This window comes from Varibaculum cambriense (genome assembly GCF_032557235.1).
Lineage (GTDB): Bacteria > Actinomycetota > Actinomycetes > Actinomycetales > Actinomycetaceae > Varibaculum > Varibaculum cambriense_C.
Map to the genome: position 1 here is coordinate 1 of NZ_JAWGMB010000007.1, position 15,608 is coordinate 15,608.

Annotated in this window: 12 protein-coding genes and 3 tRNA genes; 8 read left to right on the plus strand and 7 right to left on the minus strand. The window is 53.6% G+C overall.

Going from position 1 to position 15,608, the window contains the following annotated elements; genetic code table 11:
• Positions 1-359 precede the first annotated feature (359 nt).
• On the minus strand, positions 360-3,908 hold the full coding sequence (gene dnaE / locus E6072_RS06370; RefSeq protein WP_316694536.1) for a DNA polymerase III subunit alpha: 3,549 nt from the start codon (positions 3,906-3,908) through the stop codon (positions 360-362).
• A gap of 125 nt (positions 3,909-4,033) precedes the next feature.
• On the opposite strand from dnaE, the gene E6072_RS06375 reads away from it, so the two are divergent.
• Both E6072_RS06375 and E6072_RS06380 read left to right on the plus strand, forming a co-directional pair.
• Positions 4,034-4,107: transfer RNA gene (locus E6072_RS06375), tRNA-Lys, on the plus strand.
• A gap of 24 nt (positions 4,108-4,131) precedes the next feature.
• Positions 4,132-4,208 (plus strand) — tRNA-Lys (locus E6072_RS06380).
• Here the strand turns inward: E6072_RS06380 and E6072_RS06385 are convergent.
• From E6072_RS06385 to E6072_RS06410, 6 genes are all read right to left on the minus strand, one after another.
• Positions 4,209-4,685, minus strand: a complete 477-nt coding sequence (locus E6072_RS06385) for a peroxiredoxin (RefSeq protein ID WP_316694537.1) — start codon at positions 4,683-4,685, stop codon at positions 4,209-4,211.
• Between the two features lie 103 nt (positions 4,686-4,788).
• Positions 4,789-4,873: transfer RNA gene (locus tag E6072_RS06390), tRNA-Leu, on the minus strand.
• Between the two features lie 53 nt (positions 4,874-4,926).
• A complete protein-coding gene (mnmA, locus tag E6072_RS06395; RefSeq protein ID WP_316694539.1) occupies positions 4,927-6,033 on the minus strand; it encodes a tRNA 2-thiouridine(34) synthase MnmA in 1,107 nt (368 codons plus the stop codon).
• Positions 6,034-7,281 carry an aminotransferase class V-fold PLP-dependent enzyme gene (locus E6072_RS06400; RefSeq protein WP_316694540.1) on the minus strand — a complete coding sequence of 416 codons (1,248 nt, stop codon included), beginning with the start codon at positions 7,279-7,281 and terminating at the stop codon, positions 6,034-6,036.
• Positions 7,281-8,264 carry an electron transfer flavoprotein subunit alpha/FixB family protein gene (locus E6072_RS06405; RefSeq protein ID WP_316694541.1) on the minus strand — a complete coding sequence of 328 codons (984 nt, stop codon included), beginning with the start codon at positions 8,262-8,264 and terminating at the stop codon, positions 7,281-7,283. Before E6072_RS06405 ends, E6072_RS06400 begins: the two co-directional genes overlap by 1 nt.
• A 9-nt stretch (positions 8,265-8,273) precedes the next feature.
• Positions 8,274-9,062, minus strand: coding sequence for an electron transfer flavoprotein subunit beta/FixA family protein (locus E6072_RS06410; protein ID WP_316694542.1), 789 nt, complete (start codon positions 9,060-9,062; stop codon positions 8,274-8,276).
• A 141-nt stretch (positions 9,063-9,203) separates the two neighbouring features.
• On the opposite strand from E6072_RS06410, the gene glgX reads away from it, so the two are divergent.
• The 6 genes from glgX (at position 9,204) to E6072_RS06440 (ending at position 15,557) form a co-directional block, all read left to right on the plus strand.
• On the plus strand, positions 9,204-11,453 hold the full coding sequence (glgX, locus tag E6072_RS06415; RefSeq protein WP_316694543.1) for a glycogen debranching protein GlgX: 2,250 nt from the start codon (positions 9,204-9,206) through the stop codon (positions 11,451-11,453).
• A gap of 233 nt (positions 11,454-11,686) precedes the next feature.
• A complete protein-coding gene (locus E6072_RS06420) occupies positions 11,687-11,935 on the plus strand; it encodes a ribbon-helix-helix protein, CopG family (protein ID WP_122820204.1) in 249 nt (82 codons plus the stop codon).
• Complete coding sequence (locus tag E6072_RS06425) at positions 11,919-12,182, plus strand: type II toxin-antitoxin system RelE/ParE family toxin (RefSeq protein ID WP_316694545.1); 264 nt, start codon at positions 11,919-11,921, stop codon at positions 12,180-12,182. Before E6072_RS06420 ends, E6072_RS06425 begins: the two co-directional genes overlap by 17 nt.
• A gap of 127 nt (positions 12,183-12,309) precedes the next feature.
• The gene (locus tag E6072_RS06430) at positions 12,310-13,473 is read left to right on the plus strand and encodes a restriction endonuclease subunit S (protein WP_316694547.1); all 1,164 of its coding nucleotides are present in this window, start codon (positions 12,310-12,312) and stop codon (positions 13,471-13,473) included.
• 310 nt (positions 13,474-13,783) lie between these two features.
• Entirely contained in the window at positions 13,784-14,887 is a 1,104-nt protein-coding gene (gene trpS / locus E6072_RS06435; RefSeq protein WP_316694549.1) for a tryptophan--tRNA ligase, read from the plus strand.
• Between the two features lie 4 nt (positions 14,888-14,891).
• The gene (locus E6072_RS06440) at positions 14,892-15,557 is read left to right on the plus strand and encodes an ElyC/SanA/YdcF family protein (protein WP_316694551.1); all 666 of its coding nucleotides are present in this window, start codon (positions 14,892-14,894) and stop codon (positions 15,555-15,557) included.
• Positions 15,558-15,608: the final 51 nt, after the last annotated feature.

Consider the following 15,608-nt stretch of genomic DNA (forward strand, 5'->3'; position numbering starts at 1 on the left):
AGTTTTTCCTCCTGCCCAAAAATTTGGAAAACGTGGCGGCGTTTTCCAAATTTTGCGCCCACCTAGCCTGCTCGGATAAAACTTCTCCCCCACGCAAGGAGTACAGCTGGTGCGGGATTCCCGCAAGGCACGTACTGAGCGTGCAGGGGCGGAAGCGAGGAAAACCCAGGCTCCGCGCGGGAACCGTAGGAAAAACTTCTCCCCCGCACACAAGGGTCGAGCCGTAAAAGATGCGAGAGGGGGCTTGAGTCGAGCGAAGCGAGAATCACCGGGGTCCCCCGAGCGCTTTTACGGCCCGACCCGTACGGTGGGATAGCGCTGGCGTCACACGGAACGGCTTGCCCGGTGGTGTAAGGAAGTTATTTGCGCTTTTCTAGGCAGTGCAGGCCGAGTAGGGTTTTTAGCTGCCCTGCCAAACCGGATCCGCGATTCACCCGCAAATCATCACCCAGCTGCACGATGGTTATACCCTTGGGACCCCGCAGATGCATCCGAACTTCACTTTGTCCCGGACTAGAACCCAGGATGTCTCGCAATTGCTCCGCTACCTCCTCGGTAAGGCGATTGGCGGCGATATAGATATTTAATGGACCGTTGGAGACTTGGCTAATATCGGGCAGCGTCATTTCTTGCGCATAGAGGGAAGCTTCTTCGTCACGAATCCGCACCCGCCCGCGTACACTCACGATTTCATCCGTCACCAAATCTTGAGAGTACTTCTGGTAGGTTTGCGGGAAAAAGAGCACATCGGTGGAACCAGAAATATCTTCGATAGTGGCGATCGCCCACAGGTTCCCGTCTCGCTTAGTGGTTTTACTTTGCACCGCAGTGATCAGGCCACATATTTGAATCTGTTGGCCATCCCGTACCCCATCTTCGGTAGAAAGATCTACGATTTCAGTGTCGCTATTGTGGGCAAGGATGGTCTCCATCCCCTGTAGGGGATGGTCAGAAACATAAAGCCCCAACATGTCGCGTTCAAATTTTAGTTTTTGTTGTTTATCCCATTCGGGAAGATCGGGGATTTGCACGGTGAAAGTTACTCCTTCATCGGCATCCATCATCCCGAAGAGGTCTTCTTGCCCCATAGCGGCGTTTCGTTTCACGTCGATTACGGAGTCTACGGCCTCGATATGGATGGCTTCGAGGGGGCGGCGAGCGTGCCCTAAGGAATCGAAAGCTCCGGCTTTAATCAAGGATTCGACTACCCGCTTGTTGCATACCTCGATGGGTACTTTGTCCAGGAAGTCATGGAAGGAAGTGTAGTCGCCTTTTTCTTTACGGGTTTTGACGATTTCAGCTACCACGTTTATTCCGACGTTGCGCACCGCCGATAGGCCGAAACGGATAGACTCGCCAACCGCAGTGAAATCTGAGGCGGAGGCATTCACGTCCGGCGGAAGTACCGCAATATTCATGCGGCGACATTCCCGCAGGTACAGGGCTAGTTTATCTTTATTATCTTTGGTGGAGGTCAGCAGTGCCGCCATATATTCGGTGGGATAGTTGGCTTTTAGATACGCCGTCCAATAGGAAACTAACCCGTAGGCTGCAGAGTGCGATTTATTGAACGCATAGGAGGAGAATGGCACCAGGATTTCCCATAGTTTACTGACCGCGTCCTCGGGGTATCCGCGTTCGATCATTCCATCATGGAAACGCGAATACTGTTTATCCATCTCCTTTTTCTTTTTCTTACCCATGGCGCGGCGCAAAATATCTGCTTGCCCCAGGGAATAGCCGGCAACCTTTTGGGCGATTGCCATTACCTGTTCCTGGTAGACGATCAGGCCGTAGGTTTCGTCCAAAATATCGGCGAGAGCCTCGGAGAGGGCGGGATGAATAGGCTCGATTTCTTGGCGCCCATTTTTTCGCAAAGCATAGTTGGTGTGGGAGTTTGCCCCCATAGGGCCAGGCCGATAGAGGGCGCCGACCGCGGAAATATCGGAGAACTCGGTGGGTTTCATCAGCCGCATCAGCGACCGCATCCCCGCAGAATCCAGCTGGAATACCCCCAGGGTTTCTGCCCGGGAAAGCAGCTCATAAGTGGGGCGGTTATCCAGGGGTACTTGCTCTAAATCTAGAGGTTCTTTCCCGTTGGCCACGATATTGTCGAGGGCGTCCGAGATGACGGTCAGGTTACGCAGCCCCAGGAAGTCCATTTTCAACAGTCCCAGGGTTTCGCAGGTGGGATAGTCGAATTGGGTGATGATTGCCCCGTCCGCCAGGCGTTTCATCATCGGCACGATATCGGTTAAATCATGACTGGACATGATCACCGCGCAGGCATGCACTCCCCATTGGCGGGTGATGCCCTCTAGGCCTTGCGCCATTTTGATAACTGGTTTTACTTCGCCTGCGTTATCGGAAACATATTGGCGAAATTCGCTGGCTTCCCCGTAGCGGGGATGCTTTTCATCGTAGATTCCCGAGAGCGGGATATCTTTACCCATAATCGCGGGGGGCATTTTCTTGGTGAGCTGGTCACCTAGCGCATAGGGTTTATCCATGATCCGGCAGGAGTCTTTTAAGGCCTGTTTGGCTTTGATTTTGCCGTAGGTGACTACCTGTGCGACCCGGTCTTTCCCGTATTTTTCGGTCACGTAATCGATGACTTCTCCGCGCCGGCGCTCATCGAAGTCTACGTCGATATCGGGCATGGACACCCGCTCGGGGTTGAGGAAACGTTCGAACATTAACCCGTGTTCGAGGGGGTCGAGTTCGGTTATCCCCATCGCGTAGGCCACGATGGATCCGGCTCCCGATCCGCGGCCTGGCCCTACCCGGATTCCTTGCGCTTTCGCCCAGTTAATATAGTCGGCTACTACCAGGAAATATCCAGGGAATCCCATCTGGGTGATGATTCCGCATTCGTAGTCAGCTTGTTTTTGGGATTTTTCGGGTATGCCTTGCGGGTAACGTCGGTGCAGCCCGCGTTGGACTTCTTTTACGAACCAGCTGGTGGTGTCCTCTCCGGCCGGTACTTCGAACTGGGGCATATAGTCGGCGCCCTCGGCGGTGGTTTTGAAATGTACTTCGCACATTTCTGCGATTTTCAGGGTGTTATCGCAGGCTTCAGGGAATTCGGAGAAGAGCTCCCGCATTTGCTCTGCCGTTTTCAGGTAATATCCGGATCCTTCGAATCGGAAACGGTCAGCATCATTTAGACGCGAACCCGAGTTAATACACAGCAGAGCATCTTGGGTGGGTTGGTCGCTTTCGAGGACGTAGTGGGAGTCGTTGGTTGCTACCAGGGGGGCATCGATAACTTTTGCCAGTTTAAGTAGCTCGCTGCGCACCCGCCGTTCGATTCGCAGTCCATGATCCATCAGTTCGATAAAGAAGTTTCCTTTACCGAAAATGTCTTGTAGTTCCCCAGCGGCTTTTTTGGCTTCTTCCCATTGCCCTAGGCGCAGCCGGGTTTGGATTTCTCCCGAGGGGCATCCGCTAGTGCCAATCAGTCCGGTGGAATACCGTTCCAGCAGGTCTCGGTCGGCACGCGGCCATTTTTGCATCTGTCCATCGATGGAGGCGAGCGAGCCTAGACGAAACAGGTTGTGCATCCCCTCGGTAGTGCGCGAAAGTAGCGTCATATGGGTGTAGGCGCCGCGTGCCGATACGTCATCTGCCCGCTGGCTTTCTTCTCCCCAACGCTGCCGGGTCTGATCAAAGCGGGAGGTACCGGGGGTTATATAGGCTTCGAGGCCAACTATAGGTTTAATGCCAGCGTCGGTGGCGGCTTTATAAAACTCGTATGCACCGAACAGGTATCCGTGATCGGTAATAGCTACGGCTGGTTGGCCGATTTCTACCGCCCGCTCCACTAGTTTTCCGATCCGGGCGGCACCATCCAACATGGAATAGTCAGTGTGAACATGAAGATGAACAAAATCATTCGCTGGCGCCATGTCCCCCAGTTTAGCTTGGCACCAACTTTGTTTCTTCCACGTGTGAAACTGCTCCCAATGCCGGTATTGGTTTCGCGAGGACGCACCTGGCGGGTTAGAGTTTATTCGTTGCGTTTAGCAGCGATGCGCCACTAGCTCAACTGGCTAGAGCATCTGACTCTTAATCAGAGGGTTCGGGGTTCGAGTCCCCGGTGGCGTACGAAAGTCGTTTTGACTTTTACCTGCGCCACTAGCTCAACTGGCTAGAGCATCTGACTCTTAATCAGAGGGTTCGGGGTTCGAGTCCCCGGTGGCGTACCACTAATCGATTCCCAGTTCTTTGCGCAATCGCGCCACATGCCCTTTGGCGCGTACCCGATATTTCGCTAACACCACTTTTCCGTCTTTGCCTACTACTACGGTGGTGCGGATTACTCCTTTTACCAGGCGACCGTAGGAGTTCTTTTCCCCGTAGGCACCCCAGGCGCTCATTACTTCCCGTTCTGGATCAGAGGCTAAGGGAAAGTTTAGTTCTTGCTTGTCGCGAAACTTTTCTAGGGCCGGCATTTTATCGGGGCTGATTCCTACCACTGCGTATCCAGCTGACTTTAGCGAGTTCAAAGAGTCGCGGAAATCGCAGGCTTCAGTGGTGCATCCCGGGGTGGAAGCCTTGGGATAGAAATAAATAACTGCCCCTTTTTCGGATTCTTCCAAGAGTCCTTGCAAACTGACTTCCGAGCCTTGATCAGTGGGCAAGGTGAAATCTGGAGCCTTTTGACCTGCGGTTAACTCTGACATGGACACTCCCTCTTAAATAGTTAAACGTAGAGATACTAACGCCGAAGCGCAGTATTATTTTTAACTCTACCATTTTATTTAAGCTGGTCAGAGCTGCTATAGCTGGTACGCGAGGCGGGACTTGAACCCGCACGTCGTAAGACACTAGAACCTAAATCTAGCGCGTCTACCAATTCCGCCACTCGCGCTGGCTTGAATATATTAACCTAAGGAGCACCGCGCTTTCCAGTCCCAGAATTGGCTACTGCCCGTTTTCCTGCCGAAACGCCTCTTCGATAGTTGCCTCACAGATTACGCGATCCCCGGCATAGACCACTAGGGATTGCCCGGAGGCGACCGCGCGGGTGGGGTTTAGCAGCTGTGCCCGCAAGGTGCCGTCTGCCTCTAGGTACACTTTCGCCGCTACTTCGCTACCGTGGGCGCGATACTGCAAAGTTACTTCTGCCTGCCCGGATAGTGCCGGATCATCTGGCTCGGTCAGTAACACCGCATCGGTGGCGGTGATTGCATCTACGCTCAGTAGTTCACTGGCGCCAACTACTACCGTATTGGTTTTCATATCGGTACCGAGGACGTAGCGGGGACGACCGTCGGCAGCCGGCCGACCTAGGTTTAGTCCTTTGCGTTGCCCGATAGTGTATTGATAGGCGCCCGAGTGGGTTCCCACCTCCTTACCCTCTGTGTCCACGATTTTTCCGGCTTTACTGCCCAGGTGGGAACGTAAAAATCCGCGAGTGTCCCCATCAGCGATAAAACAAATATCGTAGGAATCTGGTTTGGCCGACATAGGCAGGCCGCGCTGCTCGGCTTCTGCGCGCACCTGGCTTTTCGATTCATACTCCCCTAGCGGGAATATCACTTTCTCGAGAGCTTCCCGCCCCATTACCGCTAATACGTAGGATTGGTCTTTTTCGAAACATTTGGCGCGGTGTAGTTCTACTCCAGTGGGTTCGTTCAACACGCGCGCGTAATGCCCGGTACAGACGGCATCGAATCCCAGGGCATCGGCGCGGGTAGCGAGTTCCCTAAATTTTACGAATTCATTGCAGCGTACACAGGGGTTGGGGGTGCGTCCTCGGCGGTATTCATTTAGGAAATCTTCTACTACGGTTTCCTCAAAGGTTTCCGCCATATCCCACACGTAAAACGGTATCCCCAGCATAGAGGCAGCCAGGCGGGCATCGGAGGCGTCTTCTACCGTGCAGCATCCGCGCGAGCCGCAACGGTTTTGGGTTTGGTTAGCGCTTAGCGCCATATGTACGGCGGTAACGTCGTGTCCGGCCTCGACTGCAAGGGCGGCGGCGACCGCGGAATCTACTCCACCAGAAAGCGCTGCTAATACTTTCATTTATTTCCTCTCCCGCTCTGCTAGTTTCCGGGAGGCACTTAAGGCTTGCGGTAGTGCCTGCAATAACCGATCTACGTCATGTTCCCGGGTGGACCAGCCGAAGGATATCCGTAAAGATCCGAGGGCGTCCTTTTCGCTGTAGCCTTGCGCTAATAGCACCGGGGAGGGGCGGGCTACCCCGGTGTGGCAAGCTGACCCGGCAGAAGCACAGATTCCCGCCTGATCCAGGGCAAATAGCAGCCCTTCTGCCTCCGCACCTTGCAGCATAAACTGGACAATGCCGGGTACTGCCGGGGCGTCGCTAGCTAGTTTTACTCCCGGTATTGCTAGCGCTCCTTGCAGTAGTTTTTCTCGTAACTGCTGGTGGCGCCGGGTAGTTTCTGCTAGTTCTTGCTGGGCAGCTTCGATAGCGACCGCTGCCCCTGCAGCGGCGATCACATCTTGAGTACCAGCTCTGAGCGCCCGCTCTTGGCCACCTCCCAGCCGGTCACTAGCAATGTTTACTTCCCGGCGCGCCAACAATACCCCCAGTGCTGCCGGGCCGCCCACTTTGTGACAGGCGAGAGAAAGGGCATCTACGGGCGATTTAGCAAAGTTTATTTCTTGGCGCCCGGCGGCGGCTATCGCGTCAGTGTGGATAGCAAACCGGCTAGCCTGTCCGCTCCCGGCATTTTTCTTAGACGCCGAACTATCTCCTTGCTGCGCCCGCGTATCTGCTGCTGCTTTTTCGCGCAGCAAGTGGCACAGCTGGGAAACTGGCTGCACCACCCCGTTCTCGTTGCACACGCTCATCACAGACACCGCTGCTATTTGAGTGGTATCCAGGGCGGATACGGCTTCTAGATCGACTACCCCGCCGCCATCTACCGGCAGCACTTGCACCTGGAAGCCGGCGCCTTGTAAGTCGCGAGCATTAAGCCCAACCGCATCATGCTCTACCTGGCTGATTACCACTTGGCTGCGGCGGGGATCTTGGCGGCACGCTGACCTAGCCAGGCCGCGCAAGGCAAGAGCACAAGAATCTGTGCCACCCCCGGTGAAAATAACTTCTGCCGGTTCGGCTCCCAACGCCCTCGCTACCTGGGCACGCGCAGTTTCTAATAGCGCGGCCGCTTTACGTCCAGCCGCATGTGCAGAAGACGGGTTAGCGCCGATCCCGGAAAGCGTCGCCGCTGCCTCATTCATAGCCGCTAACGCTTCGGGGTGCAGCGGCTCGGAGGCCGCGTTATCGAGGTAGGTTAGCTGCACTATGCGTCCAGCGGTTTGATTCTAGAGAGGGCATCCGGGACTACGGTGAATAGGTCTCCAACTACCCCAAAGTCTGCCATTTCAAAGATCCGCGCCTCCGGATCATCACAGATGGCCACGATTTTCTTGGCACCGCGAATCCCGCACACATGGTGGTGGTCCCCGGAAATGCCCATCCCGATATAAAGGTTGGGGGCAATGCTTATCCCGGATTGTCCGATTTGAGCGGCACGGTCAATCCAGCCTTGCTCGCAGGCCACGCGAGTGGCACCGACGGAGCCTCCGAGTACCTCGGCTAGCTGTTCGGCCGGCTCAAAATCGCCATTAACGCCGCGTCCGGCACATACCACTACTGGCGCTTCGGTCAGTCCCGCGTGTGAAGATCCGGTATCTTCCCTAGAGACTACTTGGATCCGTTTAGTGGAGTCGCGTAGCTGAACCGGCAGATTCTCGGTCTCTACTTCGCCGGCTTCGGCTGCCGGTACCGCAGAAAGGGCAGTAGTGCGCATGGCGACAATCGGGATACCCCGGCGAATGTAATAGCTGGTTTCCCAGGTGCCATCGAGTACCGATTTACCGGCAACCAATTTCCCGTCAGCCACTTTCAGACTGGTGACGTCCACGCTGGCTCCGGAACCTAAAACGATGGCGCTCTGGGCAGCTCCGTCACGCCCCCAGGAGGTGGAAGGCAGCAGCACCGCCCCAAAATCTCCGGTACGAACCGCGGAAACCACCAGGTCGGCCAGGATTGCCCCGACTTGCCAGGTTCCGGTTTCTTCCGGATCAAAATAGCGCACTGCCGCTACCCCGACCTGGGAAAAATGGTGGGGAGAAATAGAGGAGGGCGCGAGCGCGACTACCTTGCCACTGGTGATTTCGCGCGCCAAAGTAATCAGGCGCGCGGCCGCTACCGATAGATGTTGTGGCCGAGCCGCATCCGGGTGGGCAAAAACCAGGACGTCTTTTGCTATTTTTTCGCTCACGATTTCCTCCTACTTCTTCTGCGCAAATCCGGATTCGACCAGGTATTCGGCTAGTGCTTCGCCAGCGTTCGCCGAGTCGGTAACAATCGTTCCCTGGTTCTTTTCTTGGCTATAAAGCTGGGCATCCAATACTTCTGTGCCAGAATCAGCTGCCCCTACTTCTTTAGGGCTAAGCTCTAGCTGCGCCAAGTCCCATTGCTCTACCGGTTTCTTCTTCGCCGCCAACATTTCTTTAAACCCGGGATAGTGTGGCCGGTTAGCTTCGTCATTTACCGAAAGCACCAGGGGATATTCTGCCCGTAAAGTCAGAGCCGTACTTACCTGATAACTGGTGGCTTCCACGCTGTCGGCGCTGAAATCCACCTGGGAGGCATCGGTGATCACCGGTAACTGCAGGGTAGCTGCCAAAGCTCCCGGTAGCATCGAGGTCATCCCATCGAGGGAGGAGGTTCCGCAAATCACCAAATCTACGTCCTCGATTTTTTGGATTGCCCGCGCTAACACCCGGGCGGTCACGGTTACATCCGAACCCGCTAAAGCCGGATCGCACAGGTGATATGCCCGGTCTGCCCCCATTTGGAGGGCACGCAGCAGGGCTTTCTTTGCCCCTTCCGGCCCCATAGTTAGGGCAATCATTTCGGCTTCCGGTACTGCCGCTTTCGCGCTGAGCGCCGCCTCGATGGCGTTTTCGTCCAGGTCGTTCAGAGTATCTTCTTCTCCGCGCACTACGTGACCGTTTTCGATTCGCCGCTCCGATTGCGGGTTGGGTACATGTTTTACAGTTACGACAATCCTCATACTTCTACCTTGCCACAAGCTTTCCCAGTGAAAAAGTGAGAAGCCCTACCCCTTAGCTAAGGGAGGAAAATAACCATCTCCCTATAACCCAGCCAACTAGCGGAATAGCTCTATCGAACCCCAGCCGATAGGATTGGCTACGTGTCAAGACGAGTAATAGACGACTTTTTTAGGCCGTCCAGCCCCTATGTGCATGACGGTGCCGCTGATCCGACCCGCCTGGGGGTACACCTAGAAGGCAACGGGGTGGATATCGCGGTGGTAGCCCCGAATGCCTCGGCAGTGGAAATCTGTTTTTTTACTTCCGCGGAACCAACCGCTCCCGAAACTCGTTATCGCCTCTTAGGCCCGGTGGATGGTATCTGGCACGGCCATGTTTCCGGGGTATTGGCCGGCACCTACTATGGTCTACGCACCTGGGGGGCTTGGAATCCGGAACGCGGGCATGTATTTAATCCCTATAAACTCGCCCTCGACCCCTATGCTCGCGCTATCAGTGGAAACGTACAGCTTTGCAGTCAAACGTACGCCCACAAAACCGATGATCAGCTCTATCCGTTACATCCTTTCGAGCTAGACCCCACCAACTCGGCTCCCTATACCGTGCGCGGAGTGGTCACCGGTAAAGAGTTTGACGTAGCGCCCGGCCCGGCCACTCCTTGGGAGAGTACCGTTATTTACGAGGCACATGTCAAAGGGCTTACCAAGCAACTGCCCGGAGTGCCCGAAGAGCTCCGTGGAACCTATGCGGGACTGGCACACCCGGCTACTATCGCCTACTTAAAAGATTTAGGGATCACTGCAGTCGAACTATTGCCGGTACACGCGAAACTTTCGGAAGCGTTCCTAAACGAGCGAGGTTTAAGTAACTATTGGGGGTACTCTACCCTGTCCTATTTCGCTCCCGAGCCCTCCTATGCCACTAAGAATGCCCGTATGCTCGGGCCAATGGCAGTATTGGATGAGTTCCGCGGCATGGTTTCGATCCTGCACCAAAACGGCATCGAACTGCTGCTAGACGTAGTTTATAACCATACTTGCGAGGGCGGAGGCGACGGTCAGGCACTTTCTTGGCGCGCCCTCGATAACGCTATGTATTATCGTCTGGATTCCCAAGGTGGCAATATCGATTATTCCGGTTGCGGCAATACTTTAGATACTGCCCATCCGCGAGTAATCCAAATGATCATGGATTCTTTACGGTATTGGGCAGGCGATGTAGGAGTCGACGGCTTCCGTTTTGACCTCGGCGTTACCTGCGGGAGAGGCAAGGAACATTTCACTCGTTTCCATCCTTTCTTCCAGGCCTGCCTAGATGATCCGGTTTTGCGGAATAAGAAAATGATCGCCGAGCCTTGGGATGTCGGGCCTGACGGTTGGCGTACCAGTGATTTTCCGTTGCCGTTCTCTACTTGGAATGATCGCTATCGCGACACTGTCCGCGGCTTTTGGATTGCCGATGGGCGCGCCCAGTCGCGGGGAGAATCTCGAGGTGCTCCCCCCTTTGAACTGGCTTCCCGGCTTTCTGGTTCCCAAGACATGTATGGGGTTGGGGATGTCCCGGCCGTGCGCCCTCCCCGCTGTTCGATTAACTTCGTAACCGCTCACGACGGCTTCACCCTGGGGGATTTGGTTAGCTTCGACCATAAACATAACGAGGAGAACCTGGAAAATAACCGGGACGGATCCCCCAATAACCTGTCTTGGAATCACGGCAGTGAAGGGCGCGCATTCCAACTCGGTATTGAAAAGGAACTGGCTTTAGATGGCGACTCTCCACTGGCAGAACTGCTAAATGCCCGGGTGCGGTCCGCGCTTAACCTGTTTACCACCATATTTATTTCTGCGGGTAGCCCGATGATTTTGGCTGGTGACGAGTTTGCCCGTACCCAAGGCGGAAACAATAACGCCTATTGCCAAGACAATGAAACTACCTGGCTGAACTGGGAACTGGTGGATTGGCAAAAAGACTTTTATGTGGCAGTGCGAAAGCTGATTGCTTTGCGGCGCGAACACCCGGTTTTCCGGCCTAAAAACTACTTGAGCGGCCAGCGTCATCCGGGAGATAGCATCCCGGATCTTTCCTGGTATAACCAGGTGGGGCTGCTGATGGGCGATCGAGCCTGGCATGATCCGGCCAGCCGAGTCTTCCAGATGCTCCGTTCGGGACGCCCCTACGGGGATCAGGATTTGCTGGCGGTTTTCAATGGGACGCTCGATCCTAAGCATGTGCGCTTAGCTCCGGGACGAGGAACCGCCTATCAAGAAATTTGGGATTCTGCGGTTTGCGAACCAGAAGCGGAAGCTCCCCCGTTCAACCTCGCCGGTGACGATGTGTTCCTGGAGCCGCTATCAATCAAACTTTTCCTAGCCGACTCCAGCGGGGATTAGCCAATCCCGTTCCTGGTAGAAAAACCTTTATCTGGACATACAAAACGCGAGGAAATAGCGTCCGTATGCGCGGAGAAAAGTTTTTCCTCCTGCCCAAAATCTAAAAAGACTGCGTCTTTTTAGATTTACGCCCACCTAGCCTACTCGGATAAAACTTTTCCCCGCGCTACTAAATGTATATCTGTAGTACAATGTATACAAAGTTTACAAATATCTAGTCAGAAAGAGTGTCCATGGGTAAAACAGCTACTACTGCGCCGACAGCGGTCAGACTGCCGGTGGATTTAGTAGAACGTTATGACAATCTGGCTAAAGCTACCGGACGTAGCCGAACCTATTACGTCACGGAGGCACTCGAAGAATCAATCGCGCAGCTCGAATACCAGTACGGGCTCCTTAAAAAGGTTGAGGATTACCGCGCAGGCAGGTTAGAAACGGTATCGATTGACCAGTTAGAAGACCACCTTGGCTTGGGAGATTAAGTTCGATAAGGGTGTCGAACGCACCCTGGGCAAAATAGATAAACCCACCGCAAAAAGAATTGTCCGTAAACTCCGGCAAATTGCGGAGCTAGATAATCCACGACAGCTGGGAAAGCCACTAACCGGTAACTTATCTGGTCTGTGGCGATATCGTGTGGGTGACTGGCGGATTATCTGCTACTTGGAAGACGCCGAGCTAGTCGTCCTAGTAATCGGTGTAGATCACCGGCGCCAGGTCTATCGTTAGATGGTTAGTAACTTTGTACGATAGAGGGCGAGGCCGCGATTATCGGGAGGTTCATCTTGCAAGCTGCAACAGCGCAAACACTAATCCCCAAAAGCGTCAGCAGCACCCCAAACACCGAGGTACCCGCATGAGCCACATAGCAGACCTAATTTCCCACCACTGCCCCGATGGTGTTGAGTACCACGAAGTTTCAAATGTGCTCGAGAAGGTTCGTAGTAAGGGAAAGTTACCCAGGTCTAAATATGAAGAATCTGGACTAATAGAAGTTATTGATCAAGGACAAGAACTAATTGCTGCTTACAGTTCTGATTTGTCAATAGCAAATCCTCCAGCAAAGTGGATTTTATTTGGCGACCATACTAGAACCGTAAAATGGTGGGAGGGTTCATTTGTACAGGGCGCAGACGGTTTGGTTCCTCTGCAAGTAAAGATACCCGGCAATCCTAAATACTATTACTACGCCATGAAGAACCTAGATATTACAAATAGGGGCTATAACCGGCATTGGAGCGTAGTGAAAGATATGAAACTCCCAGTGCCACCGCTGGAAGTACAAGATGAAATCGTACGGATTCTAGATTCTTATACTCAGCTAGAAACAGACCTTGAATCCGAATTAGAGGCGGAGCTAGAAGCTCGTCGCAAGCAGTACGAGTACTACCGCGACTCGCTTCTCAACTTGAAGAACCTCACCAATCGTCTAGGAAGCGCAGTTCGATTTGTATCCCTGAAAGATATAGCAAGTTATTCATCGGAAAAGATTCCATCCTCTTTAACTAATAAGAGTTCGTATGTTGGTGTTGATAATTTGATAGCCAATAAACGGGGCAAAAAATTGTCAGACTACGCACCAAACACCGCAAAATTGTCTAGATTTCAACCTGGTGACGTTCTTATAGGTAATATTCGGCCGTATTTACGAAAAATTTGGCACAGCGATTTAACTGGGGGCGCCAGTGGCGATGTTTTAGTAATTACAATTAAAGGTGAAAAGCAAAAAGAGATAATTTCAAAATTTCTGTACCATGTTCTAGCTTCCGAGAATTTTTTTGAATATGACAGTCGGTTTGCCAAAGGGGCGAAAATGCCGCGTGGGAACAAGAAAGCAATCATGGATTATAAATTTCCGCTACCCCCTCTCTCAGAGCAGGAACGGATTGTTGCAGTTTTGGACAAGTTTGATGCTTTGGTAAATGATCTTTCTTCTGGTTTACCGGCAGAAATCGAAGCTCGGCGTAAACAGTACGAGTATTACCGCGACCAACTCCTAACCTTTACCCCCGCAAAGTAACTGCGCAAAAGTACAGCAGGGAACTACCACCCCGAATTCAAGGCAACAGAAAATCAACTGCACGCACAACTAACAGCCGACACACTCTGTTATTAAACTTCATTCCCGAAAACCCGGGCGCAACCAGAGCTAACAGCTTCTATGTATTGGGTAAGCGCGGGGAAAAGTTTTATCCGAGTAAACCCGGGGGAGAGATTTTATCCGAGCAGGAGGAAAAACTTTTACCCTGCGCACAACTAACAACAAGAAAGAGACTTATCAGTTGCACCCGGTTTTCCGGGAATATCCTTGGCACCGTAGACTGGGAACCATGAGCGATAGCGGCGAGAAACTAGAAAATTCCACTGATGCGGCTTCTTTGAAGCGGGCAGAGCTGAAATCTCAAGAGATTGAGGCAGCGATCGATAAGGATCCTTCCAAGTTCCGGGTACTCACTGGGGATCGCCCGACTGGCGCCCTGCATTTGGGGCATTATTTCGGGACGATTAAGAACCGGGTTACGATCCAGCGGCGCGGGGTGGAAACCTGGATTTTGATCGCTGACTATCAGGTGATTACGGATCGGGAGGGTACTGGTCCGATTCGCGAGCGCGTCCTCAATATGCTGGCTGATTATCTTGCTTGCGGACTGGATCCGGAAAAGACCACGATTTTCACCCATTCGTCGGTGCCGGCAGCTAACCAGTTAATGTTGCCTTTCCTCTCGCTAGTTACGGAGGCGGAGTTGCACCGCAACCCCACAGTGAAGGCAGAGTTGGAGGCTTCGGAGAGGCCTATGTCGGGATTGTTGCTGACTTACCCGGTGCATCAGGCGGCCGATATTTTGTTCTGTAAAGCTAACCTGGTGCCGGTGGGTAAAGATCAGCTTCCTCACTTGGAGCAGGCGCGGGTGATTTCGGATCGTTTCGAGCGGGTTTTCCGCCGTAAGTCTTCTTTGGAGCATCGGGTGTTCCCCCGTCCGGAGGGACTACTTTCTGGTGATGGCGCCCTGATTTTGGGGTTGGATGGCGAAAAAATGTCGAAGTCGCGGGGTAACACGGTCGAGCTGGGCATGACCAGTGATGAGACTGCGAAGCTGATTAAACGCGCGAAGACGGATGCGGAGCGCCAGATTACTTATGATCCGGAGAATCGCCCTGAGGTTTCTAACCTGTTACGGCTGGCCGGCCTAGCTAGCGGGCAGGATCCGCGGGCGCTGGCCGAAGAGATCGGAGATCAGGGTGCGGGCAAACTAAAACAGGTGCTCACGGAGGCTTTAGATGGCGCTCTGTCCCCGATTAGGGCGCGGCGCGCTGAACTATTGGCTGACCCTGGCTATCTGTGGCAGGTGCTAGAGCGCGGAAATCAATGCGCCAATGAGGTAGCTGACCAGACCTTGGCGGAGGTTCGCCAGGCAATGAACATGGTTTACTAGCCTTATGCGTGCTTTGCGGGGACTGATCCGGCTAGTGGTTACCCTGGTGGTGATTGCCGCTATTGTCGTGGCGGGAACTAACATTTATGTTTGGCAGAAAACCAAAGACCAGATAGTTTCGTTATCTGACGCGAAAAACCAGGACGCCCAGGTGATCCTGGTTTTGGGAGCGGGGGTAAACCCGAACGGCTCGCCCTCGCCGATGCTTACCCACCGTCTGCAAACCGCTTTGAATCTGTATCAGGCGGGAGCGGCTAAGAAGATCTTGATTAGCGGTGACCACGGGCAGGTTCACTATGACGAGATCAAGGCGATGCGGCAGTGGTTGATTAAGCATGGGGTTAGCGATCAGGTGATTTATGCTGATCATGCCGGTTTTTCTACCTATGAGTCGGCTTATCGTGCGGAAGCAATTTTTTCGGTGCAACGCGCGATCGTAGTGACCCAGCCCTACCATTTGCCCCGCGCCCTCTACGATTGTCAAAGTCGCGGTATCGAGGTTTGGGGAGTAGGTGCGGCCGGTAATGCGTATCGGGGGCAAGTAGAACGTAACCTTCGCGAATATTTGGCGCGCACCAAGGACGTTGCTTGGGTGCTTACTGGGCAAAAACCGACTTATCTCGGTCCTAAGATTTCTTTAGACGGCCCGGCCTCGGCTACCGACGGTTAAAACTGTTTTTGTCCAAAGTATCTGCACTTTACGCTCGCTTTTATTGCTTGC